The organism is Oerskovia rustica (assembly GCF_014836555.1).
Classification (GTDB): Bacteria; Actinomycetota; Actinomycetes; order Actinomycetales; family Cellulomonadaceae; genus Oerskovia; species Oerskovia rustica.
Genome location: NZ_JACSQQ010000015.1, coordinates 44,270 through 70,560, shown reverse-complemented (window position 1 = coordinate 70,560; position 26,291 = coordinate 44,270). Strand labels below are relative to the sequence as shown.

Annotated in this window: 23 protein-coding genes and 2 tRNA genes; 14 read left to right on the top strand and 11 right to left on the bottom strand. The window is 72.7% G+C overall.

Translation table 11 applies throughout. The features are described 5' to 3' along the window. Window positions 1–3: 3 nt before the first annotated feature. The 4 genes from cydC to H9652_RS10545 are packed head-to-tail and all read right to left on the bottom strand — an operon-like array spanning window position 4 to window position 6,370. Window positions 4–1,851 carry a thiol reductant ABC exporter subunit CydC gene (gene cydC, locus H9652_RS10560; protein WP_191796197.1) on the bottom strand — a complete coding sequence of 616 codons (1,848 nt, stop codon included), beginning with the start codon at window positions 1,849–1,851 and terminating at the stop codon, window positions 4–6. Next, the gene (gene cydD, locus H9652_RS10555; protein WP_191796196.1) at window positions 1,848–3,644 is read right to left on the bottom strand and encodes a thiol reductant ABC exporter subunit CydD; all 1,797 of its coding nucleotides are present in this window, start codon (window positions 3,642–3,644) and stop codon (window positions 1,848–1,850) included. Before cydD ends, cydC begins: the two co-directional genes overlap by 4 nt. Continuing rightward, window positions 3,641–4,816, bottom strand: a complete 1,176-nt coding sequence (cydB, locus tag H9652_RS10550; protein ID WP_191796195.1) for a cytochrome d ubiquinol oxidase subunit II — start codon at window positions 4,814–4,816, stop codon at window positions 3,641–3,643. The genes cydD and cydB overlap by 4 nt, the downstream gene beginning before the upstream one ends. Before the next feature lie 33 nt (window positions 4,817–4,849). Next, window positions 4,850–6,370, bottom strand: a complete 1,521-nt coding sequence (locus H9652_RS10545; protein ID WP_191796194.1) for a cytochrome ubiquinol oxidase subunit I — start codon at window positions 6,368–6,370, stop codon at window positions 4,850–4,852. A 514-nt stretch (window positions 6,371–6,884) separates the two neighbouring features. Here H9652_RS10545 and H9652_RS10540 point away from each other — a divergent pair. Genes H9652_RS10540 through H9652_RS10530 form a run of 3 tightly spaced genes read left to right on the top strand, consistent with a single transcriptional unit; the run spans window position 6,885 to window position 12,012 of the window. After that, window positions 6,885–10,733 (top strand): Rne/Rng family ribonuclease, encoded by a 3,849-nt coding sequence (locus H9652_RS10540; RefSeq protein WP_318244103.1) that lies wholly within the window; start codon window positions 6,885–6,887, stop codon window positions 10,731–10,733. Between the two features lie 38 nt (window positions 10,734–10,771). Then, window positions 10,772–11,335: a GNAT family N-acetyltransferase gene (locus H9652_RS10535; protein WP_318244102.1), complete on the top strand. Its 564-nt coding sequence runs from the start codon at window positions 10,772–10,774 to the stop codon at window positions 11,333–11,335. Between the two features lie 59 nt (window positions 11,336–11,394). Continuing rightward, window positions 11,395–12,012, top strand: coding sequence for a thymidine kinase (locus tag H9652_RS10530; RefSeq protein ID WP_318244101.1), 618 nt, complete (start codon window positions 11,395–11,397; stop codon window positions 12,010–12,012). Here H9652_RS10530 and H9652_RS10525 read toward each other — a convergent pair. Further along, window positions 11,999–12,595, bottom strand: a complete 597-nt coding sequence (locus tag H9652_RS10525; protein ID WP_318244100.1) for a protein-L-isoaspartate O-methyltransferase family protein — start codon at window positions 12,593–12,595, stop codon at window positions 11,999–12,001. The two genes, H9652_RS10530 and H9652_RS10525, sit on opposite strands and share 14 nt — an antisense overlap. 104 nt (window positions 12,596–12,699) lie before the next feature. Between H9652_RS10525 and H9652_RS10520 the strand changes: the two genes are divergently transcribed. Further along, entirely contained in the window at window positions 12,700–13,170 is a 471-nt protein-coding gene (locus H9652_RS10520; RefSeq protein ID WP_191796191.1) for a hypothetical protein, read from the top strand. Window positions 13,171–13,184: 14 nt separating this feature from the next. Here H9652_RS10520 and H9652_RS10515 read toward each other — a convergent pair. Continuing rightward, window positions 13,185–13,266 (bottom strand) — tRNA-Leu (locus H9652_RS10515). A gap of 61 nt (window positions 13,267–13,327) precedes the next feature. Then, entirely contained in the window at window positions 13,328–13,807 is a 480-nt protein-coding gene (bcp, locus tag H9652_RS10510) for a thioredoxin-dependent thiol peroxidase (protein ID WP_191796190.1), read from the bottom strand. 65 nt (window positions 13,808–13,872) lie between these two features. Here bcp and H9652_RS20305 point away from each other — a divergent pair, with 65 nt between their 5' ends. The 7 genes from H9652_RS20305 to H9652_RS10475 all read left to right on the top strand — a co-directional run bounded on the left by H9652_RS20305 (window position 13,873) and on the right by H9652_RS10475 (window position 19,941). Next, window positions 13,873–14,340, top strand: a complete 468-nt coding sequence (locus H9652_RS20305) for a GroES family chaperonin (protein ID WP_318244099.1) — start codon at window positions 13,873–13,875, stop codon at window positions 14,338–14,340. Between the two features lie 110 nt (window positions 14,341–14,450). Continuing rightward, window positions 14,451–14,526, top strand: a tRNA-Lys gene (locus H9652_RS10500). 274 nt (window positions 14,527–14,800) lie between these two features. After that, on the top strand, window positions 14,801–16,138 hold the full coding sequence (locus H9652_RS10495) for a TrpB-like pyridoxal phosphate-dependent enzyme (RefSeq protein ID WP_225228051.1): 1,338 nt from the start codon (window positions 14,801–14,803) through the stop codon (window positions 16,136–16,138). A 43-nt stretch (window positions 16,139–16,181) separates the two neighbouring features. Continuing rightward, window positions 16,182–16,919 carry a tRNA (guanosine(46)-N7)-methyltransferase TrmB gene (gene trmB / locus H9652_RS10490; RefSeq protein WP_191796189.1) on the top strand — a complete coding sequence of 246 codons (738 nt, stop codon included), beginning with the start codon at window positions 16,182–16,184 and terminating at the stop codon, window positions 16,917–16,919. 312 nt (window positions 16,920–17,231) lie between these two features. Further along, the gene (locus H9652_RS10485; protein WP_191796188.1) at window positions 17,232–17,573 is read left to right on the top strand and encodes a DUF485 domain-containing protein; all 342 of its coding nucleotides are present in this window, start codon (window positions 17,232–17,234) and stop codon (window positions 17,571–17,573) included. Window positions 17,574–17,683: 110 nt separating this feature from the next. Then, on the top strand, window positions 17,684–19,240 hold the full coding sequence (locus H9652_RS10480; RefSeq protein ID WP_449866968.1) for a solute symporter family protein: 1,557 nt from the start codon (window positions 17,684–17,686) through the stop codon (window positions 19,238–19,240). 122 nt (window positions 19,241–19,362) lie between these two features. Further along, window positions 19,363–19,941, top strand: a complete 579-nt coding sequence (locus H9652_RS10475; protein WP_191796187.1) for an AAA family ATPase — start codon at window positions 19,363–19,365, stop codon at window positions 19,939–19,941. Between the two features lie 43 nt (window positions 19,942–19,984). On the opposite strand, the gene H9652_RS10470 is transcribed toward H9652_RS10475, so the two are convergent. Continuing rightward, window positions 19,985–20,464 carry a nuclear transport factor 2 family protein gene (locus tag H9652_RS10470; RefSeq protein WP_191796186.1) on the bottom strand — a complete coding sequence of 160 codons (480 nt, stop codon included), beginning with the start codon at window positions 20,462–20,464 and terminating at the stop codon, window positions 19,985–19,987. A gap of 108 nt (window positions 20,465–20,572) precedes the next feature. On the opposite strand from H9652_RS10470, the gene H9652_RS10465 reads away from it, so the two are divergent. Then, on the top strand, window positions 20,573–21,022 hold the full coding sequence (locus tag H9652_RS10465) for a MarR family winged helix-turn-helix transcriptional regulator (RefSeq protein WP_191796185.1): 450 nt from the start codon (window positions 20,573–20,575) through the stop codon (window positions 21,020–21,022). A gap of 80 nt (window positions 21,023–21,102) precedes the next feature. Further along, window positions 21,103–22,614, top strand: a complete 1,512-nt coding sequence (locus H9652_RS10460; RefSeq protein WP_191796184.1) for a dihydrolipoyl dehydrogenase family protein — start codon at window positions 21,103–21,105, stop codon at window positions 22,612–22,614. A 31-nt stretch (window positions 22,615–22,645) separates the two neighbouring features. On the opposite strand, the gene H9652_RS10455 is transcribed toward H9652_RS10460, so the two are convergent. The 3 genes from H9652_RS10455 to H9652_RS10445 form a co-directional block, all read right to left on the bottom strand. Further along, window positions 22,646–23,656, bottom strand: a complete 1,011-nt coding sequence (locus tag H9652_RS10455; protein ID WP_191796183.1) for a glycine betaine ABC transporter substrate-binding protein — start codon at window positions 23,654–23,656, stop codon at window positions 22,646–22,648. 86 nt (window positions 23,657–23,742) lie between these two features. Next, window positions 23,743–24,423 carry an ABC transporter permease gene (locus tag H9652_RS10450; protein WP_191796182.1) on the bottom strand — a complete coding sequence of 227 codons (681 nt, stop codon included), beginning with the start codon at window positions 24,421–24,423 and terminating at the stop codon, window positions 23,743–23,745. Continuing rightward, entirely contained in the window at window positions 24,420–25,160 is a 741-nt protein-coding gene (locus H9652_RS10445; RefSeq protein ID WP_191796181.1) for an ABC transporter permease, read from the bottom strand. The genes H9652_RS10450 and H9652_RS10445 overlap by 4 nt, the downstream gene beginning before the upstream one ends. A gap of 68 nt (window positions 25,161–25,228) precedes the next feature. On the opposite strand from H9652_RS10445, the gene H9652_RS10440 reads away from it, so the two are divergent. Beyond that, window positions 25,229–26,275: an ABC transporter ATP-binding protein gene (locus H9652_RS10440; RefSeq protein WP_191796180.1), complete on the top strand. Its 1,047-nt coding sequence runs from the start codon at window positions 25,229–25,231 to the stop codon at window positions 26,273–26,275. Window positions 26,276–26,291 lie beyond the last annotated feature (16 nt).

The following is a 26,291-nucleotide window of genomic DNA, read 5'->3' as shown; positions in this document are numbered from 1 at the left end:
AGGTCAGACGCTCGCGGTCTCCTGCGCGAGCGCCCACCGGTAGCCCTCGTCGTGCGCGAGCAGCTCGGCGTGCGTGCCACGGGCCAGCACGGTCGCCGGCGCGTCGGGAGACGCGTCGGCGGGCCGTCCCAGGAGCAGCACCTCGTCGACCGCGGCGAGGGCCGACAGGCGGTGCGTCGCGACCACGATCCCGCGCCCGCCCGTGCGGCTGGTCGCCACGAGGTGGGTGAGCAGCTCGTCGGCCGTCGCCGGGTCGAGATGCTCGGCGGGCTCGTCGACGAGCAGCAGGGGAGCGGGGGCGAGCAGTGCGCGCGCCACGAGCAGCCGACGACGCTCCCCGCCGGAGATGGTCGTCGCGTCGGGGCCGAGGGTCGTCTCGACCCCGTCGGGCAGTCCTGAGAGCCACTCGTCGAGCCCGACGTCGACCAGGGCGGCCGACGCCTCGTCCGGCGTCACGTCGCCCCGGGCGACGCGCAGGTTCTCGAGCACCGTGGTGTCGAAGACGTGCCCGTCCTCGGCGACGAAGACGACCTGGTGCGCGACGTCGTCGGGCGGGAAGGTCGCGATGGGCGCGTCGTCGAGGGACACGCTCCCCGCGACCGGGGGGATGAGACCGGCGGTCGTCATGAGCAGGGTCGTCTTGCCGACGCCCGAGGGGCCGACGACCGCGACCGAGCGCCCGGGGCGCACCAGCAGGCCGACCCCGGTGACGGCCGCGCGGCCGTCCCAGCCGCACGCCGCGCGGGTCACGACGACTTCCGACCTGTCGGACCAGGCGTGCCCTCTGGTGCTCGGCGGTTCTGACACATCGGTAGCGGCGGCGTCGAGCAGCTCCATGATGCGTCGCGCGGCCTGGCGCGAGCGGTGCATCTGCACCGCGGCGGCGGGCAGCACGCCCGCTGCCTCGAACACCGCGAGGGGCGTGAGGACGACGACGGCGAGCTCGACCGGGGTCAGCGTGCCCGCGGCGACCGCAGGGATCCCGAGGAGCAGCGCGGCGAGCACGGCGAGGCCGATCGCGGCGTTGTTGACGGCCGCGGCCGTGCCCGACGTCCTGGCTCCCGAGTCGGTGACCGCCGCGAGCTCGCGGTCGGTGCGACGCAGCGAGTCCACGCGCTGCGCGAGGCGGCCCGAGACGGTCAGGGGGCCCGCGCCCTCGAGGGTCTCGAGCACGGTCGAGGTCATCTCGGCGCGCGCGGCGGCGCCCCGTTCCTCGGTGCGCCGAGCGGCGCGGGCCGAGAGCCACGGGCCGAGGACGCCCGCGAGGAGCAGGCACGCGAGCAGGGCGAGGCCGGCCGAGGGCAGGAAGGCCCCGACGAGGATCACCGATCCCGCGGACACGACGAGCGCGACGCCGGCGGGGATGATCGCGCGCACGACGACGTCGCCCACGGCGTCGACGTCTGCGCCGACACGGGCGAGCAGGTCACCGCGTCGCACCCCCGCCACGGCCGCTGTACGTCCGGAGGCGAGCGAGGTGTACACGTTCGCGCGGAGCGAGGCCATGCCGCGCAGGGCGACGTCGTGCGAGGCCAGGCGCTCGAGGTAGCGGAACACGCCGCGCGAGATGCCGAACGCGCGTACGGCCACGGTCGCCACGGACAGCTGGAGCACGGGCGGCATCTGCGAGGCGCGCGCGATGAGCCAGGCCGCGACGGCCGCGAGGCCGACCGAGCTCGCGAGGGCCAGCGAGCCCAGGCCGATCGCCTTCGCGGCACGTCCCCAGCTCACGTCGAGGAGCCGGACCGCGCGCCACAGCGGGTCGGTACCGGTGCGATCGTCGGCGGTGCCGACCCGCGCGGTGGACCCGGCGGCGACGGGCTCGCCGGGTACCTGGTCGAGGTCGCTCATGCGACGGCTCCTGACGAGGAGGCGGACGCGGTCGACGCGTCCGGCACGGAAGGGGCGGGCTCGGTGCCCGCGGCGGGCGGGAGCGGTGCCGAGGCCACCGTCACGACCTGGTCGGCGAGCTCGACGAGGCTCGTGCGGTGCGCCACCACGACGACCGTGCGTCCCTGGTCGCGCCACGTGCGGACGGCGTCGAGCACGGCCTGCTCGCCGCGCGCGTCCAGGTGGGCCGTGGGCTCGTCGAGCACGACGAGCGGGACACGGGCCGGGTCCCCGAGGAGCGCGGCCGTGAGGGCTACGCGCTGGCGCTGACCCACGCTGAGGCCCACGCCTCCCTGCCCGATCACCGTGTGCCAGCCGTCGGGCAGGACGTCGAGCACGGCGTCCAGCCCGGACAGGCGCGCGGCGGCGGCGAGGTCGGCGTCGGGGACCTCGCGACCGTCGAGCACGACGTCGCGCACGGTCCCCGGGGTGAGCGTGGGGCGCTGCGGCACCCAGGCGACCTGCGGCCACCAGGTGGTCGGGTCGACGTCCGCGAGGTCGACGGGCTCGCCGTCGCGCGGGGTGACCAGGACGCGCCCGGCGTCGGGGGCCAGCAGGCCCAGGAGCACCAGGGCCGTGGTGGTCTTGCCGGACCCGCTGGGCCCGGTCAGGGCGACCACGGTGCCCGACGGCGTCGCACCGGTCCCGGAGGCGTCGGTCGCCGCCGCCCGGGCGCCGAACGCCGTCGTCAGCGCGGCCGGGGCCAGCACGTCGCGCTCTCCCGCGCGCACGCTGACGCCGTCGAACGTGATGCGTGCGCCGGCGAGGGCCGGGGCGGGGGTGGTCCCGACGGGCGGCACCGGCTCGTCGAGCACCTCGAACGCCTGGTTGGCCGCCGCGATGCCGTCGGTCGAGGCGTGGAAGTGCATGCCGACCTGGCGCAGCGGCAGGTAGACCTCGGGCGCCAGGACCAGGACGGCGAGCGCAGGCTCGAGCCCGACCTCGCCGTACACGAGCCGCAGCCCGATGCCGACCGCGACGAGCGCGACCGACAGCGTCGTGAGCAGCTCGAGGACCATGCCCGACAGGAACGCGACGCGCAGCGTGCCCATGGTGGCGCGGCGGTTCGCGTCGCCGAGCGCCCGGACGCGCTTCTCGGGGCCGTGCTCGCGACCGAACGCGCGCAGGGTCGGGAGCCCGGCCAGCAGGTCGAGGACCTGCGACCCGAGCCGCTGCATGACCTGGAGCCGTCGCTCGGACGTCCCGGCCGTGAGCTGCCCGACGAGGATCATGAAGAGCGGGACGAGGGGGATCGTGACCGCGATGATGAGCGCGGAGATCCAGTCGAGGCCCAGCACCACGGCCAGGGTCGCGGGCGTGACGGTCGCCGCGAGCAGGAGCTGGGGCAGGTAGCGGACCATGTAGGGCTCGAGGTCGTCGAGCCCGCGCGTCGCGAGCGTCGCGACGGCCGGTCCGCGGCCGGTCGCCAGCCAGCGGGGCCCGAGGGCCACCGCATGGCTGACGACCTGCTCGCGGAGCTCCGCGACCGTCCTGGTCGCGGCCTTGAGCGCGAACCGTTCCTGCGCCCACGCGACCCCGGCACGCACCACCACGACCGCGGCGAGCCACGACAGAGGGGTGGCGACGTCGGGCAGCGTGAGGCTGCCCTGGATCGCGGGGGCGAGGACGCTCGCGATGAGCAGCGCCTGCGCCACGACGAGCCCGGCCGTGACGAGGCCGAGCACCGCCGTGAGCACGACGTACCCGCGAGCCGCCCGCGCCTGGCGCAGGAGCCGTGGATCGAGAGGCTTCACGCGGACGTGCTGCCGGTGCCGTCGTTCGTGCTGCTCGACGCCGCCGCGTCCGTCCCCGGGTCCCGCTCACCCGTGGCGGGGGTCAGGTCCAGGTTCTTGGCGCCGCCCGAGGACGGCCCGCCGAACGCGGAGTCCTTGAGCTTCCTGAGCGAGAGACCGATGGGCGGCGGGATGTCCTTGGTCGACAGGCGACGGCGGAACACCCAGTACGTCCACGACTGGTAGACCAGCACGAGCGGCACCAGGAACACGGCGACCCACGTCATGACGGTCAACGTGTACTGCGTCGAGGACGCGTTGTCGATGGTCAGCGAGTTCGCGGGGTCGAGCGCCGGCATCACGTCGGGGTACATGGACCCGAAGATCAGCACGGTCGCGGAGAGGATCGCGAGCGCGGAGAACAGGAACGCCCAGCCCTCGCGGGCCTTGGCGTTGGCGAGCACGACACCCACCAGGGAGACGGCCGCGACGACGACCACGGCCCACGTCCACGGCACCGAGTAGGCGACCTGGGCCCACACGGCCCAGCCGCCGGCCACGAACACCGAGGCGATCGAGAACCAGCCGGCCAGGCGGCGGGCCTTGACCCGGACCTCGCCGTCCGTCTTGAGGGCGATGAACACGGCACCGTGCATGAGGAAGAGCAGCACGGTCGTGAGGCCGCCGAGCAGCGCGAACGGGCTGAGCAGGGCCCAGAAGCCGCCGACGTACTGGTGGGCCGCGTCGAGCTCGACGCCGCGGACCAGGTTGGCGAACGCGACGCCCCACAGGATCGCGGGGATCCACGAGCCGAAGACGATGGCCTGGTCGCAGCGTGCGCGCCAGCGGTCGTCGTTGATCTTGCCGCGGTACTCGAACGCGACACCGCGCACGATGAGCGCGAGCAGGATCAGGAAGAGCGGGATGTAGAACCCGGAGAACAGCGTGGCGTACCACTCGGGGAAGGCCGCGAAGGTCGCACCACCCGCGGTGATGAGCCAGACCTCGTTGCCGTCCCACACCGGGCCGATCGTGTTGATGATGAGCCGACGCTCGGTGTCCTTCTTCGCCTTGTCCTTGCTGCGGGACAGGATCGGCAGGAGCATGCCCACGCCGAAGTCGAAGCCTTCGAGGACCAGGTAGCCGATCCACAGGATCGCGATGAGCACGAACCAGAGAATGGTGAGTTCCATGAGTACTGGGTCTCCTTGAGCCGTCAGAGCGCGTCAGTACGCGAAGGACAGGGGGCGGTCGGACTCGTCGGTCGAGTCCGGGGCGTCGGGGTCGCCCTTGGCGCGCGCCTCGGGGGAGTCGTCGTGCACGATCTCGGGCACGCCCTCGACCGAGTAGCGGTGGATGAGCTTGAACCAGACGACCGCGAGGGCCCCGTAGACCAGCGTGAAGACGATCATCGAGGTCAGGACGACGCCGGGGCTCACCACGGTCGACACGCCACGCTCGGTGAGCAGGCGGATCGAGTCGATCCCCGAGGGGTTGGGGGCGACGACCCAGGGCTGGCGCCCGGTCTCGGTGAAGATCCAGCCGAACGACGACGCGATGAACGGCATGGGGATGGCCCAGATCCCGACGCGGGCGAACCACTTGTTGTCGGTCACGCGTCCCTTGCGGGTCAGCCACAGCGCCATGGCCGAAAGGACGATCGACCCGACCGCGAAGCCGATCATGAGGCGGAAGCTCCAGTACGTCAGCCCCAGGTTGGGGGAGTAGTTGACGGGCTCGCCGGCCGCGGTGAGGTCGCCGTAGCGCTCGGTCATGCTCTGCTGGACCTCGTCGACACCTGGGAGCGGGGCGGTGAAGCTGCCCTTGGCGAGGAACGACGTCATGCCGGGGATCTCGAGGATGTGGTTGACGCCCTCGCACGAGTCGGACAGGTCGCCGATCGCGAGGATCGAGAACGGTGCGCCGTCGGGCGAGCTCTCGCACAGGGCCTCGGCCGCGGCCATCTTCATGGGCTGCTGCTGGAACATGAGCTTGGCCTGGAAGTCGCCGCTGACCGCGACGCCGAGCCCGCCGACGATCATCGCGATGACGCCGAGCGTGATGGCCGGGCGGTAGACGTTGCGCGCGAGGTCGATGTTCTCGGCCTTCTTGGTGCGCACGAGGCGCACCATCCACCAGGCGGCGATGCCGGCGACGAACGTGCCCGCGGTGAGGAAGGCCGCGGTGATGGTGTGCGGGAACGCCGCCCACAGCGTGTTGTTGGTGAGCACGGCGCCGATGTCGTTCATCTCGGCACGCCCGGTCTCGGGGTTGTAGATGGTCCCGACGGGGTGCTGCATCCACGAGTTGGCCGCGAGGATGAAGAACGCCGAGAGGTTCACGGCGATCGCGACGGCCCAGATGCACGCGAGGTGCACCTTCTTGGACAGGCGGTCCCAGCCGAAGATCCACAGCCCGAGGAACGTCGACTCGATGAAGAAGGCGGCGAGCGCCTCCATGGCGAGCGGAGCACCGAAGACGTCCCCGACGAAGCGCGAGTACTCGCTCCAGTTCATACCGAACTGGAACTCCTGGACGATCCCCGTCACGACGCCGATCGCGAAGTTGATGAGGAGGAGCTTGCCGAAGAACTTGGTGAGCTTGAGCCACCGCTCGTTCCCCGTGCGCACCCATGCGGTCTGCATGATGGCGACGAGAGGAGCGAGCCCGATCGTCAACGGCACGAAGATGAAGTGGTAGACGGTCGTGATGGCGAACTGCCACCTCGCGAGATCGAGGACGTCCACAAACGCTCCTGGGGGGTTCCTGGGGGCTGCCGGGGGTTCTGAGGGGTTGTCTCAGGGCAGGGTCAGCGTTCCTACTGCCGACGCTATGACCAATCTGCACCATCGGCGAGGGGAGCAGGCGCCAAAACTCTCGGGAAACGACAGTTTGTGAGAACCTTCACAAGGTCCGAGTCGGGACCTTGGTCCTCTGGACGACACGGGCGGCGGACCTGTAGATGCCCATCTGATCGACGTCGGCTGTGCGATACTTGACCCAGCAAGGGGGACCACATCTCCTCCGCGCCCAGTACGTGCTCGACGCAACCGCAGTCCGCGGCTCGCGGAGCGCCGCCGAACGGGAAGAATGGCCCGCCCGGCGAAGCGCCCCCCGCCGCCCGCCCTTGCCCGAGCCGCCACCGCCGACTTCCGTCGCGGGGACGACAGCGCTGCGATGCGCACGTCCCGAGCGACGACAACCGCCCGAACGGGCCGCACGATGTGGGGACGGACCTTCGGGGTACCAGGAGCGCATCGCGTGACCCTCGACCACACCCCTGACACGACGAGCTCGACCCCTGACCCAACGAGCTCGGCCGCCGGCCAGGACGCAGCACCCGCCAAGAAGCCGGCCCGACGACGCGTCACCCGGACCGCCGCGGCGCCCGGTTCCGCCGAGGCCGTCGCCCAGGCGGCCACAGCCCAGATCTCCCTCCCCGCCGTGAAGGCCCCCGCGCAGCCCGCGGCCGTCAACCCCGTCGCCCCCACGGGCTCGCTCGGGATCGACCTCCCGACCGCCGAGGCCGCCCCGCGTCGCTCGCGCCGCGTCGTCCGCCCGACGACGACCCCCTCGGCCTCGAACGCCGCCGAGGCACCCGCCACGGAGGCCCCCGCCACGAAGCCCGCGACCACGACGGCGCCCGCCGCGAAGGCTCCCGCCACGGTGCAGGCGCCCGCCGCGGACGCCCCGGCCGATGCCCCCCGTCGTGGTGGCAAGCGGGGCGCTGCGGCCCGTGCCGCCGCCGACGCGCCGGTCCTCGACGTGCTGTCCGAGCTCGGGCTCAAGCCCGCCGCCGAGGAGGACGCCCCGGCCGAGAAGCCCGCCCGCGCCCGCCGCACCCGCAAGCCCGCCGCAGAGCCGGCTGCCGAGCCCACCACCGCACCCGTCGCTGCCGCACCGGTCGCCGACGTGCCCGCTGCAGCCCCTGCCGCTCAGGCGACCCCCGCGGCGGACGAGCCTGCCGCCCCGGCCGCGAAGCGCCGTCGGGCCACGCGGTCCTCCGCAGCGCAGGCCGTAGCACCGGCCGCCGAGGAGACCACCACCGAGGTGCCCGGCGACGCGCCGGTCGAGAAGGCCCCCGCAGCCAAGCGTCGCCGTGCGACCTCGAAGGCCCCGGCCGAGGAGACCGCTCCCGTCGTCGAGGCTCCCGTCGAGCCCGCCGCGCCCAAGGTCCGCTCGCGCCGCGTCAACAAGGTCTCGGCAGCAGCCAAGGCCGAGGCCGAGGCGGCCACCCCGGTCGTGGAGGAGGCGCCCGCCTCGCCCGCGTCGACCGGTGGCGGCTCCGCCACCCCGCGTCTGGCGACCACCGCGCTCCTGTTCCAGGCTCCGGACCCGGCCGCCGCGCCGCGCCGTTCGCGCCGCGTCGTGCGCCCCACCACGTCGCCCACGGACGCCCTGCCGAGCTTCGCCACGCCGGGCACGCGCCCGACCGAGGAGGCGCCCGCCCGCGTGGAGGCCCCGGCCCCCGAGGCTCCCGCCGAGCAGGCTCCGCAGGCGACCGCCGAGCAGTCCCCGGTCGAGCAGCGTGAGGCCCCCGCCCGCACGCGCGGCGGCCGCGGCCGGGCCGCCCCCCCCGGCGCCCGGGCGCCCGCGCCCACCCGGGCGCCCCCCCCCCCCCAGGCCCCGGCGGTCCCCGCCGCGGAGTCGGCGCCCGAGCAGGCGTCCGCCGTCGAGGTCGAGCTCGTCGGGGCGGACCTGGCCGCTGTCGAGGAGATCGAGCTGATCGAGGCCGAGCTCGTCGCCGAGGGCGTCGAGATCCCGGCCGACGCGTTCGAGGCCGACGACCTCGAGATCGTGGTCGAGACCGACGAGCAGTCGGCCTCCGCCGAGGACGACGAGCAGGGCGCACCGCGCCGTCGTCGCCGTCGCGGTGGCCGTGGCCGCCGCTCGCGCGGCAGCGACTCACGAGCCGACGGCGACGAGTACGGCGACGACGAGTCGGACGACCGGGCGGAGCAGCCCGCGGGCGCAGCCTCCGAGGGTGAGCCGGGCGCCGAGACCACCGAGGACCAGCAGGACCAGCAGGACGACCACGTCGACGAGCACGACGGCGAGGAGGGCTCGGGATCGAGCCGTCGCCGTCGCCGCCGTCGTCGTGGCGGACGGGCCGACGGCAGCGAGACCGCCGGCGTCTCCACCTCCACGTCGTCCACCCGCACCCGCACGCGCGAGCGCAGCGGCAGCACGTCCTCGGACGAGGTGACCGCGCTCAAGGGCTCGACGCGCCTCGAGGCCAAGCGTCAGCGCCGCCGCGAGGGCCGCGACGCGGGTCGCCGCCGCCAGATCATCACCGAGGCCGAGTTCCTCGCACGCCGCGAGTCGGTCGAGCGCTCCATGGTCGTGCGCGAGAAGAACGGCCGCACGCAGATCGCCGTGCTCGAGGACGGCGTGCTCGTCGAGCACTACGTCTCGCAGCAGTCGCAGGTCTCGATGGCCGGCAACGTCTACCTGGGCCGCGTCCAGAACGTCCTGCCGTCCATGGAGGCCGCGTTCATCGACGTCGGCAAGGGCCGCAACGCCGTCCTGTACGCCGGCGAGGTCAACTGGGACGCCGTGGGCCTCGACGGGCAGCCGCGCCGCATCGAGCAGGCGCTCAAGTCCGGCGACTCCGTGCTGGTCCAGGTCACCAAGGACCCGATCGGCCACAAGGGCGCTCGCCTCACGTCGCAGATCACGCTCGCGGGCCGCTACCTCGTGTTCGTTCCCGGCGGCGGCATGACCGGCATCTCGCGCAAGCTCCCGGACACCGAGCGTGCCCGCCTCAAGAAGATCCTGCGCGAGGTCGTCCCCGAGGGGTCGGGCGTGATCGTGCGCACGGCAGCCGAGGGAGCGAGCGAGGACGAGCTGCGCGCCGACGTCGAGCGCCTGCAGAGCCAGTGGGAGGCGATCGAGAAGAAGGCGAAGTCGGTCTCCGCCCCGGCACTGCTCCAGGGTGAGCCGGACCTCGCGATCCGCGTCGTCCGCGACATCTTCAACGACGACTTCAGCTCGCTCGTCGTCTCGGGCGACAACGCCTGGAACGAGATCTCGAGCTACGTCGCCGAGCTCGCGCCCGACCTCAAGGAGCGCGTCTCGCGCTGGACGTCGGAGAAGGACGCCTTCTCGGCGCACCGCGTCGACGAGCAGCTCGCCAAGGGGATGGACCGCAAGGTCTGGCTGCCCTCGGGCGGTTCGCTCGTGATCGACCGCACCGAGGCCATGACGGTCGTCGACGTCAACACGGGCAAGTTCACCGGTTCCGGTGGCACGCTCGAGGAGACGGTGACGCGCAACAACCTCGAGGCCGCCGAGGAGATCGTCCGCCAGCTGCGCCTGCGCGACATCGGCGGCATCATCGTCATCGACTTCATCGACATGGTGCTCGAGTCCAACCGCGACCTGGTGCTGCGTCGCCTGGTCGAGTGCCTGGGCCGCGACCGCACCAAGCACCAGGTCGCCGAGGTCACCTCGCTCGGCCTGGTCCAGATGACGCGCAAGCGCGTGGGCCAGGGCCTGGTCGAGGCGTTCAGCGAGACGTGCGACCACTGCAACGGTCGTGGCTTCATCGTGCACACCGACCCGATCGAGAAGTCGGGCGGCTCGAACAACGGCGGCGGTCACCAGCACGCCCCGGCTCCTGCCGCAGCGCAGGAGGAGCCCGCAGAGTCGGAGAGCTCGCGTTCCCGGTCGCGCCGCAAGCGCGCGACCAAGGAGACGGCGCCGGCCGCGGCCCCTGCGGTCCCGGTGCTGCCCGAGGTCACGTCGGAGGCGCGCGAGGCCGTCAAGGCCACGCTCGCCACGATCGCTGCCGCGGCGGCCCACGCGCACCACCACGACCACGCCGGCGGCGCGTCCGTCGAGGGGGCCGTCGGCGCTGAGGCGGCGGTCACCGAGGTGACCGAGGCCGAGGTCGTCGTACCGGCCGAGGTCGAAGCGGTCGGGATCGAGACCGCGCTGACGGACGCCGAGTCCACGGAGGGTGCCCCGGAGGTCGCCGACGACCAGGACTCGTTTCCGGTCGAGCAGGCCGCCGCTGACGAGGAGGTTGCTGGGGAGGCTGCGTCGTCGGCTGACCTGACCGACGAGGCCTCCGACGAGGGCTCCTCGCCGCAGGGCGACGTCGACTGACGCACGCTGAACCACCGATGACGGCGAGGGATCCGCAGGTGCCGGTCTACGGCGTCGGGCATGCTGCCCGGCTCCGAGGCTGGCGGCCCGCGGACCTCGCCGTCTTCCGTGAGTGGCTGCGTCCCCACCACGAGTGGCACGAGTGGGACGGGCCGTACTACCCCGTGCCCGACGACGCGCAGGCCGACGCTCGGGTCGCCGCCCTCGCGCTGACGCCGCCCGGGGTGGTGGACGGCCTGCCCCCTCGCTCGGCCGTGATCGCGGACCCCGACGACCACCTCGTCGGGACCGTCTCCTGGTACTGGGAGTCGGGCGAGACCGCGTGGGCGCGCATGGGCATCGGTGTCTACGACCCGGCCGTGCGCGGGCGGGGCATCGGTCGCGAGGCGCTCGCGCTGTGGACCACCTACCTGTTCTCGGTGACCGACTGGGTTCGGTTGGACTTCGCGACGTGGTCCGGCAACGGGCCGATGCTGGGTGTGGGTCGACGACTCGGGTTCGTCGAGGAGGGCCGCTTCCGCGACGCGCGGGTCGTGCGTGGGCAGCGGTACGACGCGGTCGTCATGGGTGTGCTGCGCTCGGAGTGGGACGCGCGAGGCTGAGCCCCGGGGCATGCCTTGTGGGCCCTGCCGTTGTCATCACCCCATGGTCTACTGGCTGCGTGGACGACGTGCGGCGGGGACGGGTCGAGGTCATCAGCGGGCCCATGTTCGCGGGCAAGACCGAGGAGCTGCTGCGGCGCGTACGCCGGGCGCAGATCGCGGGTCGCCGCGTCGAGGTCGTGCACCACGCGCTCGACGACCGGCGCGGCGAGGGCATCGTGAGCTCGCACTCAGGCCTCGACATCCCCTCGCGTGCCGCGACGTCCGCCACGGAGGTCCTCGACCTGGTCGATCCCGCGGTCGAGCTCGTCGCGGTCGACGAGGCGCAGTTCTTCGGCCCCGACCTGCTCGACGTCGTGCAGCACGCGGCCGACGCGGGCCTCGTGATGATCGTCGCGGGGCTCGACGTGACGTTCGACGGACGCCCCTTCGACCCGATCCCGGCGCTCGGCGCGCTGGCCGAGCGCCGGGATCGCCTCACGGCCGTCTGCACGGTCTGCGGCGAGGACGCCCCCTTCCACGAGCGCGTCGTCGTCGGCCGTGGCGACGACGGACGTGGTGACGCCCTCACCGCGGGGGCCGAGCACGTCGGTGGCGTCGAGTCCTACCAGGCACGGTGCCGGGTCCACTTCTCGGCCGCGCGCTGGCGCGCGGGAGCCGCGGCTACGACCCGATGAGCGGCACGAAGCTGTAGCTCCCGTGCCGGCTCGTCACGGTGCCCGTCAGGTGCTGCTCCACGAGGACCAGCACGTGCTGCACCGGGATCACGAGGCGCCCTCCGATCGAGAGCTGGTCGACGAGCTCCTGCGGCAGGACCTGGGCGGCCGCCGAGACGAGGATGCGGTCGTAGCCCCCCATGGTCGGGCGCCCGAGCACGCCCGGCTCGGCGACCTCGATCCGCGCCCACGACATGGGGTAGGTCGCGAGGTTCGCCGCCCCCCACTCCGCGAGGTCCGGGTCGATCTCGACGCCCACGACGCTCCCGCTCGACCCGACCAGGTGGGCGAGCAGCGCCGTCGTCCACCCCGAGCCCGACCCCACGTCCAGGACGCGCGCACCGCGCGGCACCTGGAGGAGGCGCAGCGTGTCGGCGACCGTCCGGGGCTGGGAGTTCGTCTGGCCGTGGCCGATCGGCAGCGGCCGGTCGTCGCGTGCGTACGGGCGCTGGTTGCGCGGCAGGAAGCGTCGCCGGTCGATCGCCGACATCGCCGCCGAGACCTCGTGCGCGTAGATGGCCTGGGTTCTCCGACCGTTCGGCACTGGGGATCGCCTCCTCGGGACCTCCTCCCAGAGTAGGACGGGCGCGTGCGCGCTGCGTGATCGGGGACCTGCGCGGGGGCCCGTGCGGCGGTAGGGTCCGGCGCATGACGAGAGCGACGTGGTGGTCCTCGGCGACGTGCGGCCGCGCGCGCACGATCACGCCTGCGGTCGCGGTGTGCATGCTGGGCGTGGCCGTCCTCGCGGGCTGCGAGGCGGGGGAGCCGCAACGTCTGCGGGTCGAGTGGGTGCTCCTCGCGCAGGACGGGACGGACCTGGAGGTCGCCGTCTTCGCCGGGGGCAGCACGTGCATCGACGTCGACGAGGTCGAGGTCGACGAGAGCACCGGGACCGTCGAGGTACGGGCCTTCGTCCAGCGGACCAGGGGAGCGTGCAGCGAGGACTTCGGGGTCCGGCCCACGACGGTCGCGCTCGAGGAGCCGCTCGGGGACCGGGAGCTCGTCGGGTGCGCCGGGGACGCGGTCCAGGTCAAGGGGTGGGGACTGGCCGCCGACACCGACTGCACCGAGACGAAGCCGGGACTGGTGCCCGGGACGATCGAGGTACCGGTCGGCTGACCGGGGACAGAAGGTGCGCGAGGCGGGACTCGAACCCGCACGTCCGAAGACACCAGGACCTAAACCTGGCGCGGCTGCCAATTACGCCACTCGCGCGCCCGCACAGTCTACGGGCGCGCGAGGGGTGCACCGATCGGCGGCTCGCGGACCGGGCGGCCTACTTCTTGGGGTCGATCCCCAGGTCACGGCGCAGCTTGGCCACGTGGCCCGTCGCCTTGACGTTGTACTGCGCGAGCGCGACCTTGCCGTCGGGGTCGACGACGACGGTCGAGCGGATCACGCCCGTCACGGTCTTGCCGTAGAGCTTCTTCTCGCCCCACGCCCCGTACGCCTCGAGCGTCTCCTTGGACTCGTCGGACGCGAGCGGGAACGTCAGCGACTCCTCCTCGGCGAACTTCACGAGCTTGGGCAGCGCGTCGGGCGAGATGCCGACGACCTTGTAGCCCGCGCCCTGGAGCGACGCGAGCGAGTCGCGGAAGTCGCACGCCTCCTTGGTGCAGCCGGGCGTCGAGGCCGCGGGGTAGAAGTAGACGATGGCCGAGCTGCCGCGCAGGTCGGACAGCGTCACGGAACCGCCGTCGGCGGTCGGGAGGGTGAAGTCGGGGGCGTCGTCTCCGACGGCAAGGCGCGTGCTCATGGAACTCCTCGTGGTGCGTATCGCGGTTCACACCGAGCCTAGAGGACACCGGTAGCGTGGGGACCGTGAGCACGACGACCCCCACCCCGCACGACGCCCCCGCACCCGAGCCGGACGCCGGGCCCGAGCCGGACGCGCGCCCCGAGCCGGCCGCCGCGGCCAGCACCTCCCGGAAGAAGTCCTCCGCGACGCGCGCGACGCCGTCGGGCAGCGAGCCCGAGCGCCTGCCGCTGCGCATGCTGCACGACCGCCTCCTGGTCCTGCCCGAGGTCGACTCGTCCGAGCGGCAGTCGTCGGCGGGGCTCGTGATCCCCGCGACGGCCGTCGGGCCCAAGCGGCTCGCGTGGGCCCAGGTCGTCGCGACGGGCGAGAACGTGCGGCACGTGAGCCGGGGCGACCGCGTGCTGTTCGACCCCGAGGAGCGCGCAGAGGTCGAGCTGAACGGCAAGAGCTTCGTGCTGCTGCGCGAGAAGGACGTCAGCGCGGTCTCGCAGCCCGAGGAGACGAGCGGCAAGACCGGGCTGTACCTGTAGCACGCGCGGCACCGACGGCGGCCCGCGCAGCGGGTTGTCGCGCAGGTCACAGCCCTGTCCGGCCCCCTGATTTGTCTCCGGGGGGCCGGTTCAGTAGTGTTTCTTCTCGCGCGCCATTAGCTCAATTGGCAGAGCAGCTGACTCTTAATCAGCGGGTTCATGGTTCGAGTCCATGATGGCGCACCACCTCGAAGGCCCCTCACCTGCGTCGCCGCGGGGAGGGGCCTTCGTCGTCCCCGGCGCACGGCCGTCCGTGAGACGCGCTTCACAGTTCGCCGCCCCGCGGGCTATGGTCTGCCCGTGAACCTGCTCACCGCACACACCTGGTGGCCCGACCGCTGACGGTCGGACGCTGTGGCGTGCTGACCGAGCCCGACGAAGGGCGGTCCAGCAGGTCTCCCGGAGTGGATCGCCCGGAACGTTGCCCCCGCACGTGCCCATCCACGAAGGAGAGAGTTCCTTGACGACGTCCCCCCTCCCCGCCCCGGCACCCTCGGTGCCTGCCGCCCCGACCGCTCGCTCGCTCGAGCCGCTCGGCGTCGAGATCCCCTCCACCGTCCCGACGCACTGGTACAACCTGAACGCGGACCTGCCCGAGCCCGTCCCGCCGCACCTGCACCCGGGCACGCTCGAGCCCCTGGTGCCCGCGGACCTGGCCCCGTTGTTCCCCCTGGCGCTGATCGAGCAGGAGGTCAGCACCGAGCGTTACATCGAGATCCCGCAGACGATCCGTGAGATCTACGCGATGTGGAGGCCGGCGCCGCTCATCCGTGCGCACCGCCTGGAGCGCGCGCTCGGCACGCCCGCCCGGATCTACTACAAGTACGAGGGCGTGAGCCCGGTCGGTTCGCACAAGCCCAACACGGCGATCGCGCAGGCGTACTACAACGCGATGGAGGGCACGACGCGGCTCACGACCGAGACCGGCGCGGGGCAGTGGGGGGCCTCGCTGTCGATGGCCGCAGCCCTGCTGGGGCTCACGTGCGAGGTGTGGCAGGTGCGGGCGTCGTACGACTCGAAGCCGTACCGCCGCTTCCAGATGGAGGCCTACGGGGGCGTGTGCCACTCGTCGCCCTCGGAGCTGACGGCGTCGGGCCGTGCGATCCTCGCGAGCGACCCGGACACCACGGGCTCGCTCGGCATGGCGATCAGCGAGGCCGTCGAGGTCGCGGCGCAGGACCCGCAGGCGCACTACTCGCTGGGCAGCGTGCTCAACCACGTGATGCTGCACCAGACGGTCATCGGTCAGGAGGCCCTGGTCCAGCTCGAGGAGGCGGGGGAGCCGGTCGCCGACGTCGTGTTCGGGTGCGCGGGCGGAGGGTCCAACCTCGCAGGGCTCACGTTCCCGTTCCTGGGGCGCAACCTGCGCGAGGGCACGACGACGCGGCTCGTCGCGTGCGAGCCCTCGGCGTGCCCGTCGCTCACGCGGGGCGAGTACCGCTACGACCACGGCGACGTCGCTGGGCTCACGCCGCTGCTCAAGATGCACACGCTGGGCAAGGACTTCGTGCCGCCGGCCATCCACGCGGGCGGTCTGCGCTACCACGGCATGTCGCCCATGGTCTCGCACGCCGTGAACCTGGGGCTCATGGACGCGATCGCGATCGACCAGGACGAGGCGTTCCGGGCGGGGCTCGAGTTCGCCCGCTCGGAGGGCATCATCCCGGCGCCCGAGTCGACGCACGCGGTCGCGGCGGCGATCGCGTACGCGCGCACGCTCACCGAGCCCGAGGTCGTCGTCATCGGCCTGTCGGGCAACGGTCAGCTCGACCTGCCGGCGTACGCGCAGTACGTCTGACCCTCCGCGGGAGGGGTCTCGGGCGCCCGCCTAGACTGGGCGGGTGCCCGAGACCCTCTCCGAGGCCCGCGAGCAGGGCTTCCGTACCGACATCGTGTCCTTCGTCCGCCGCAGCGGCCGCCTCAACACTCGCCAGCAGCGCGCGTGGGACGACCACGCCGACCAGTTCGTCCTGGACGTCCCTCGGTCGATCGCGCGCACGTCCGTCGACCCGGCTCACGTGCTCGACGTCGCCGCGACCTTCGGGCGGACGGCTCCTCTCGTGGTGGAGGTCGGGTCGGGCCTGGGGGAGGCCGTGGTCAACGCGGCCGAGGCCACCCCGGAACGTGACTTCCTGGCCGTCGAGGTCTATACGCCAGGACTCGCGCAGACCGTGCTGCGGGCGACGCAGCGAGGTCTGACGAACCTGCGCCTGGTGCAGGCGAACGCGGCCGAGGTCCTGACGACGATGCTGCCGGAGGCCTCGGTCGACGAGCTCTGGATCTTCTTCCCCGACCCGTGGCACAAGGCGCGCCACCACAAGCGCCGCCTCGTGACGCCCGAGCTCGCGCAGCTCGCCGCGCGGGTCGTCCGTCCCGGTGGGACGTGGCGGCTCGCGACCGACTGGGCCGAGTACGCGGACCAGATGCTGGAGGTCGTCGGCGCGAACCCGTCGTTCGAGAACGTCCACGGGGTCGGTGCGGTCGCGCCGCGCTTCGAGGGGCGCGTGCTCACGAGCTTCGAGAACAAGGGCCACGCGGCCGGCCGGGGCATCACGGACCTGGAGTTCCGCCGGGTCTGAGCGCGCTGCGGGGCGCCGCCGTCGGTCCGACGACGCCGCTCGCCTCGGGCACGTCGTCGAGTGTGCACTTGTGGTCGTCACGGGCGCCCGTGGGCAGCCCGAACTGCACGCTCGGCGTCGGAACCGTGCCCGGTGGCCCGCCGCGGCACCAGGCGAGGCCGCCCACCCGTCGACCCGGCGCCGCAGCCTCCGACACGCCCGGATCGGGTGTTTGGCGACAAGAGTGATGTACGGCACATTGGCGGAGCGGGTGAAAAAGCCGCCCGAGCCACGCAACGCCGCGTGCCGCACGCATGAGCCAACGGAGGCATCATGACCGACATCTCGACGGACGATCCCGTCGCGGAGACCGACTACCAGCGGGTCCAGCGTTCCCCCGAGTTCCAGGACCTGCGCCGCAGGTTCCGCCTCTTCGTCTTTCCCGTCACTGCCCTGTTCCTGGTCTGGTACCTGGTGTACGTCCTGCTCGCGGACTACGCGCACGACTTCATGAGCATCAGGGTGTCGGGCAACATCACGGTCGGGCTGCTGTTCGGGCTGGGCCAGTTCGTCTCGACGTTCGCGATCACCATGATCTACGCGCGCTGGGCGAACAAGCGGTTCGACCCGGTCGCCGACGACATGCGTCGACAGATCGAGGGGGAGGACCGGTGAGGGGGGCGCCGGGCGTGGAGCCGCCCGTCGTGACCCTGGCTGCGGAGGCCTCGGACGTCGGGAACCCGTGGATCAACATCGGGATCTTCGCGGCCTTCGTCGCGGTGACCATGGTGATCGTGCTGCGGGCCTCGAAGCAGAACAGGTCCGCTGCGGACTTCTACGCGGGCGGGCGCAACTTCACGGGCCCGCAGAACGGCACGGCGATCGCGGGCGACTACCTGTCGGCCGCGAGCTTCCTGGGCATCTGCGGGGCCATCGCGATCAACGGCTACGACGGGTTCCTGTACTCGATCGGCTTCCTCGTGGCGTGGCTCGTGGCGCTGCTGCTCGTGGCCGAGCTGCTGCGCAACACGGGCAAGTTCACCATGGCCGACGTCCTGAGCTTCCGCCTGCGCCAGCGCCCGGTGCGCATGGCGGCGGCGCTCGCGACGCTCATGGTCGTGTTCTTCTACCTGCTGGCCCAGATGGCGGGGGCGGGCGGCCTGGTCGCGCTGCTGCTCGGCATCTCGTCGACCGCGGGGCAGTCCGTCGTCATCGCGATCGTGGGCGTCCTGATGATCGCGTACGTGATGATCGGCGGCATGAAGGGCACCACGTGGGTGCAGATCATCAAGGCGGTCCTGCTCATCGCGGGTGCCGGGGTCATGACGTTCTGGGTGCTCGCGAAGTTCGGCTTCAACCTGTCGGACCTGTTCCAGGGCGCGATCGACAAGGCGGGCCCGGGCGGGGAGGCGCTCGTCGAGCCGGGCAAGCAGTACGGGGCGACGCCCATGTCGCAGCTCAACTTCCTGTCGCTCGCGCTGGCCCTGGTGCTCGGCACGGCGGGCCTGCCGCACGTCCTGACCCGCTTCTACACGGTGCCCACGGGCAAGGAGGCGCGCCGCAGCGTCGTCTGGGCGATCTGGCTCATCGGCATCTTCTACCTGTTCACGCTCGTGCTGGGCTACGGGGCGGGCGCGCTCGTGGGTCCCGAGGCGATCTCGTCGGCCCCCGGCGGCGTGAACTCCGCGGCGCTCCTGCTCGCCTACGAGCTGGGCGGCGAGATCCTGCTGGGCATCATCTCGGCGGTCGCGTTCGCGACGATCCTCGCGGTGGTCGCGGGGCTGACGATCACGGCCGCGACGAGCTTCGCGCACGACATCTACGCGAACGTCATCAAGAAGGGCGAGGTCAAGCCCGACGGCGAGGTCAAGGTCGCACGCCTCACGGTGCTCGTGATCGGCGTGCTCGCGATCGTCGGCGGCATCTTCGCGCAGGGCCAGAACATCGCGTTCCTCGTGGCGCTGGCCTTCGCGGTCGCGGCGAGCGCGAACCTGCCGACCATCATCTACTCGCTGTTCTGGAAGCGGTTCAACACGTCGGGCGCGCTGTGGAGCATGTACGGGGGCCTGGTCTCGTGCCTGGTGCTCATCGCGTTCTCGCCCGTCGTCTCGGGCAAGGTGGACCCGGCCACGGGTGCGAGCCTGTCGATGATCAAGGACACGAGCATCGACTTCGCGGTCATCCCGCTCGAGAACCCGGGCCTGATCTCGATCCCGCTCGCGTTCCTGCTGGGTGTGCTGGGGACGTTCTTGAGCAAGGAGACGTCGCACCCGGAGAAGTTCGCCGAGATGGAGGTCCGCTCGCTCACGGGCGCGGGCTCGGAGAAGGCGGTCGTGCACTAGTCCGTTCGCGTCGAGCGTGCGGCTCGGGTCGCGGACTCCCGCGCACGGCCCGAGCTGCACGCTCGGCGAGCGCCCCGCAATCCGCTCGCGTCCGGGCCGCCGCACGTCCTAGGGTCCGAAGCATGCCTGCTGAGACCTCCTTGCCCGACGGCGCCGCTCACGTCCGCGCGTCCGCTCCCGTCCTCGTCGTCACCGGTGCCATGGCCTCCGGGAAGTCGACGGTCGCGCAGGCCCTGGCCCGGTCCTTCCCCCTCGCGGCCCACGTGCGCGGCGACATGTTCCGCCGGTTCGTCGTGAGCGGGCAGGCGTCGATGGACCCGCCGCTGTCGGCGCAGGCGCGTGCCCAGCTCGACCTGCGGCACGCTCTCGCGGCCCGCGCCGCCGACACGTACGCGGCCGCGGGGATCACGGCCGTGGTCCAGGACATCCTGCTGGGGCCCGACCTGGCCCGCTTCACGGCGAGCCTGCGCACCCGGCCGCGCTACGCCGTCGTGCTGGTGCCCGACGCCGCGGCCCTCGCCGCGCGTGACGCCGCCCGGCACAAGCAGGCCTACGGCGCGTGGACGCCCGACGAGTTCGCTGCGGCCGCGCGCGAGACCCCGGGCGGGCTGCACCTCGACACGACCGGGTGGACCGTCGCGGAGACGGTCGCACAGATCCTCGAGCGCCTCGACGAGGCCCACGTCGACGACGCGACCTGAGGCGGGCGTCACCCCGCCCGGCGGGCAGCCGCGCCAGGTCCTGCTAGGCCGGTCCAGCGCGCGTGACGGGGGTGGTCGATGTCCAGATCGGCTCCGTCGTGATGTGCGTCAGTCGCCAGCCGGCGTCGGTCCTGCGTGCCCTGAGTCGGTAGACCGCTCCGAGGGTGACGGGCCTGTCCGCCTGCGGCTCGCGTCGGGCGAACGCGGCGACCACGTTCGCCCGGACCTCTGCGTGGTCGTGTGCGAGATCGACCAGGACGTTGCCGACGAGGTGCTGGACGCCGTCGTCCGGCCGATGGTTGCGCGCGGCCTGGGCGACGACGGCGTCGACCCCCTGCGCGGTTCCACCGGGGGTGGTGGCGCGTGCGTCCGGGACGAGCAGGTCTCGGAGCCGGTCGGCGTCGCCGTCGTCGAGGGCGGACGTGAGGCGGGAGACGAGGCGTGCAACGTCCTCGCGGTCGAGCAGCCCGCGCAGGGCGTCGTGGTGCGTGACGGGAAGGTGGGCGTCGTCGTGCACGGGCATGAGAGCCTCCGAGAGTTCGTGACCACGGCAAGTCGTTGGAGCCCCCAACGTTAACTATTGTTGGCAGTGCCCACAATAGGTAGAGCCAACAAAGCGTAGGATCTGGGGATGGAGACCGAGACCGCCCCTGAACGCCTCCGGGCACTTCCCAGCTGGCTGCTCTCCCAGGCGGCGCTGGAGGCGGCCCGGACCGTCTCGGAGCACCTGTCCGCCGCGGGGGCGCACCGGTCCCACTACGCCGTGCTCGCCGCCCTGGAGGAGTTCGGCCCAGCGAGCCAGGCCGCGCTCGGGCGCCGGTGCGGGATCGACCGGAGCGACATGGTCGCGCTGCTCGACAGACTGGCGGCCGACGGTGACGTCGAGCGCCGAGCCGACCCGTCCGACCGGCGTCGCAACATCGTCACGCTGACCCCCAGGGGGATGCGTCGGCTCGACGAGCTCGGCGCAGCGCTCGGCGACGCGCAGGACGCCCTCCTCTCGTCGCTGCCGAGCAAGGACCGCGACGTGCTGGTCGCTCTGCTGCGTGAGCTGGTCACCGGGCACGCCGCGCGCCGCTAGGGGGCTGGGCTCTCCTCCCTGGGCACCCGCCCCCGCGCCCCGGCGGGCAACCGCGCGAGGTCCGGGTCACGATGGGAGGCATGAGCACCGACCCACGCACCCAGGCCACCCCGGACGAGACCTACGACGTGATCGTGATCGGTGGTGGGCCCGTCGGCGAGAACGCCGCCGACCGCGCGAGCCGCACCGGGTTGAGCGTTGCCGTGGTCGAGGCCGAGCTCGTCGGCGGCGAGTGCTCCTACTGGGCGTGCATGCCGTCCAAGGCGCTGCTGCGCCCGGGTGCGGCGCTGGCGGCCGCGCGCGCGGTCCCCGGCGTCCGGGCCGACCCGGAGCTCGACCCGGCGCCGATCCTCGCGCGCCGCGACGAGATGGTCTCGCACTGGGACGACTCGGGGCAGGTCCAGTGGCTCGACGGCGCCGGCATCTCGCTCGTGCGCGGCCTGGGCCGGCTCGTCGGGGAAAAGCTCGTCGAGGTCGGCCCCGAGGACCCCGACGCCGACGTCGACGACCTCCCCGAGACCCGCCTGCTCGCCGCCCGGCACGCCGTGATCGTCGCGACGGGCAGCGTGCCCGTCCTGCCCGACACCCCGGGGCTGGCCGAGACCGACCCGTGGAGCAGCCGCGAGGCCACGAGCGTCCAGGACGTCCCGCCCTCGATCGTGATCCTGGGCGGGGGAGTGGTGGGCGTCGAGATGGCGACGGCGTTCCGCGACCTGGGGTCGCAGGTCACGCTGCTCTCGCGCGGACGCCTGCTCGGACGCTCGGAGCCCTTCGCGAGCGAGGCCGTCGCGGCCGGCCTGAAGACGATCGGCGTGGACGTGCGCCTGGGTGTGAGCGTCACGGGAGCGTCGTCCCTTCCCGACGGCGGAGCGCGCCTCGCGTACGACGGCCCCCGGGGCAAGGGGTCGGTCGCGGCGGCGCAGGTGCTCGTCGCGACGGGCCGCGTGCCGCGCACCGCGGACCTGGGGGTCGACGTCGTCGGGCTCGAGCCCGGGAAGGCGCTCGCGGTCGACGACCAGCTCGAGGTCCAGGGTGTCGACGGCGGCTGGCTGTTCGCGTGCGGGGACGTGACCGGACGCGTGGCGACCACGCACCAGGGCAAGTACCAGGGGCGCGTCGTGGGCGACGTGGTCGCGGCGAGGTTCGGGAGGGCGAAGCCGGGGGAGGCCGCGGCAGCCGGGGCGGACGGCGAGACCCCCGAGCCGTGGAGCCGCTACGCCGCGACCGCCGACCACGGTGCGAAGACCCAGGTCGTGTTCTCCCGCCCCGAGGTCGCGTCGGTGGGGCTGACCGAGGCCGAGGCCAGGAAGGCGGGGCTCACGGTCAAGGCGGTGTCGTACAAGCTGGGGTCCGTGTCCGGGGCCGTGCTCGTGGCCGAGGGCTACGAGGGGACCGCGCAGATCGTGGTCGACACCGACCGGCAGGTCGTCGTGGGCGCGACGTTCGTCGGCCCGGACGCGGCGGAGATGCTGCACGCCGCGACCATCGCGATCGTCGGGCAGGTGCCGCTTGCACGCTTGTGGCACGCTGTGCCCGCCTACCCGACGATCAGCGAGGTCTGGCTACGGCTGCTCGAGACCTACGGCCTGTAGCCGCGAAGGCCCCGAGCAGCCGCCTGCTCGGTCAGCCGAGCTGGCCGTCCGAGGAGAACACGAGGCCGAGCACGATCTCGCCCTGGAGGAGCGCCGACTTCGTCAGCGGCCCACCCACGTCGAGGTTCACGAAGTTGGTCACGTTGAGGCCGTAGGTCTCCTCGAGCCCCGGCTGGCAGAACGCGCGCTCGGGGCACTCCGGGCCGGCGCCGAGCGTGACACCGCCGGGGCAGGCCTCGGCGAGCTCGCTGAGCGTCGACACGTCGTACTTCTCGGCGAAGGCCGTCGTGACGGCGAACGCATTCTGGTCCTGGGCCGCCGACGGCTCCCCGAACGTCAGGCCCTTCTGCGTCCCGAGGTCGCGCAGCGCGGTCACGGTGGAGTCGAGGTCACCGCTCGCGAGGGGCTCGGCGTCGGCGCCGTTGATCTCCTTGTTGAGGAACTCGGTGAGCGTCCCCACGTACTCGGGGAACACGCTGAGCTGGCCCGACTCGAGCGCCGGCAGGTACGTCTCGCGCGCGTCGACGGTCTGGACCGTGACGTCGTAGCCGCCCGAGCGCAGGACCGCGGCGTAGATCTCGGCGAGCGTCGTGCTCTCGGAGAAGTTGGCCGCGCCCACGACGAGCGACGTGCCGGTCCCCGGGGTCGACGTCGCCGCGAGACCCTCGTCCTCGACGAACTTCTGCGCGGCCTGCGAGGACGTCTGCCGGTCCACGTCGACGGCCTTGTTGAGCGCGATGAGCTTGTCGGTGTCGAGCGCCGCGGACACGGTGTCGAGCAGCTCCAGCACGGCCGGCTGGTTCGCGACGGCGGCCGCGTTGGCCGCCGGGATGATGTTGTCGACGGTCTGCAGGTTCTTGTCGTCCTCGAGGACGACGAGCGCGTCGCCGGCGACGGGTTCGCACACGGTGCCGCTCGCGGTCGACGTGGAATCCCCGGACGCCTCGGTGCCGGAGGAACCGGCCTCGCCGCACGCCGCGAGAGCGACGACGAGGAGGGCGGAAGCGGTCAGGGTGCGGAAGGTGGTGGATCGCCGTGACATGGGTGTCAGGTGCCTCTCGGGTCGTCGGCTCGCACGGACAACCCATTCCACCCCCGAGGGAGGGCCCCGGCAACCCGAGGGGGACCTCAGCGCACGGTGCCCGCCTTCACGCGCAGCGGCGCGGGGGTCACGGCCCGCTGGACGAGCGCGAGGACCGCGTCGACGACGAGGCACAGCACCGCGATCACGACGCCCACCGCGAGGACCTGCCCGTAGCGCTGGTTGGAGAACCCGACGCGCAGGGGCACGCCGAGCCCCCCGCCACCGACGAACGCCGCGAGCGTCAGCACCGCGATGACCTGCACGATCGCGGTCCGCAGCCCCGCCGCGACCAACGGCACCGCGAGCGGCAGCTCGACGAGCCACAGCGAGCGCTGCGAGCTCATGCCCATGCCGCGCGCCGCGTCCTTGACGTCGGGGTCGACCTCGGCGACGCCCGTGTAGGCGTTCGCGAGGATGAGCGGGATCGCGAAGATCACGGCCGAGATGACCGCGGCCCGGTCACCGAACAGCCCGCCCGCCGCGAGGATCAGCAGGATCCCGAACGTCGGCAGCGCGCGCGAGGTGTTGACGATCACGATCGTCGGCCCTGCGCCCTTGCCCGAGTGGCCGAGCCAGATGCCCGCGGGCAGCGCGATCAGGGCGGCCAGGAGGACCGCGATCGCGGTCATCTCCAGGTGCTCGCCCGTGCGGACCAGCAGCCCGTCGGGGCCGGTCCAGTTGAGCGGGTCGTTGAGCCACGTCAGGGCTTCCTCGACGACGTTCATGCGGTCCGCTCGCTCGCCGCTTCGGCCGCCTGCGCGACCGCCGCCTCGGTCGTGCCCCGTCCCGTCGGGCGGGCCGTCGAGCCCGGCGCACGGGTGCGCGACCACGGTGTCAGGACCCGGCCCAGCAGGAGAAGCAGCAGGTCGAGCACGACGGCCAGCAGCAGGCACAGGAGCGTGGCCGTCATGATCTGGGCGTTGTAGCTCGACCGGAAGCCGCGGAACATCAGGGTGCCCAGCCCGCCGTACCCCGCCACGAACCCGACCGTGACGAGCGCCACGGTCGAGACCGTCGCGAGCCGCACGCCGGTCATGATGCTCGGCAGCGCGTTCGGGATCTCGACCGCTGCCAGCAGCCGCGTGGGCCCGTAGCCCAGGCCCTTGGCCGCGTCGCGTACGTCCGGGTCGACGCCCTGCAGGCCCACCAGGACGTTGCGCACCAGGATGAGCAGGGCGTACATCACGAGACCGATGAGCACGGGGGTCCGACCGATCCCCGTGAACGGGACGAGGATCGAGAACAGCGCGAGGGAGGGGATCGTGTACATGACGCCCGTCGTGCCGAGCACGGGGACGGCGAGCCAGCGCACACGGTGCGCGAGCGCCGCGAGCGGCAGGGCGATGACCAGGGCGATCAGCACGGCCTGGATGGTGATCGTCGTGTGCTCGACGAGCGCCTGGGAGATCTCTCCCCAGTTGTTCTGGACGTAGCTCCACGAGAACCACGGGTTGGGCGGCATGCCGTCGAACCTATCCCGAGCCGCCCACCGCTCGCGCGACGGGGTGGCGCGCCGGGTAGCGTCGTGGCATGGCGAGCACCCCGACCGGCACCACCGAGGCCACCCCAGCGTTCCCGACGATCACCGACGAGGCGGCGATCGTGTTCGACGGCGTCCGCAAGGAGTACCCCAACGGGACGGTCGCCGTGGGCGACCTGTCCCTGAGCGTGCGCGAGCACGAGATGCTCGCGCTCGTCGGGCCGTCCGGCTGCGGGAAGTCCACGACGCTGCGCATGACCAACCGCCTCGTCGAGCCGTCGGCCGGGCGCATCCTGCTGAGCGGCGAGGACATCACGCAGGGGGACCCCGTGGCCCTGCGGCGGCGGATCGGGTACGTGATCCAGAACGTCGGCCTGTTCCCGCACCGCACCGTCGCCCAGAACGTCGCGACCGTCCCGGGGCTGCTCGGCTGGGACAAGGCACGGACCCGCTCACGGGTCGGCGAGCTGCTCGAGCTCGTCGGTCTTGCCCCCGACACCTACGCCAAGCGCTACCCGCACGAGCTCTCGGGCGGCGAGCGCCAGCGCGTCGGCGTGGCCCGGGCCCTCGCGACGGACCCGCCGGTCCTGCTCATGGACGAGCCCTTCGGTGCCGTCGACCCTGCCGGGCGCCGAAGGCTCCAGACCGAGTTCCGGCGTATCCAGCGCGAGCTCGGGACCACGGTCCTGTTCGTGACGCACGACATCGACGAGGCCGTCCACCTCGCCGACCGCATCGCGGTCTTCAGCTTCGGCGGGCACCTCGAACAGCTCGCCGAGCCCCTGACCGTCCTGGCCCACCCCGCGAGCGACGCCGTGCGGGAGTTCATCGGAGAGGGCGCGCCCGTCCGCATGCTCGGGCTCGCGATGGTGCAGCGCGCAGACCTCGAGAGCGTCGACCTCATCTCGGCGCCCGCCCCCGACCCGATCCGCCTGGGCGCGCCGCTGTCCGTCGCCTTCGAGGCGATCGCGGCGCTGCCCGGGGCCGCGATGGGCCGGGTGCCCGTCGCGGACGAGGCGGGCGACGTCGTCGGGTCCCTCACCGCGGACGGGATCCTCGCCGCCCTGCGTCGCACCGCGGACGCCGCTGCGGCCTAGGGGGCGCGACGGAGAT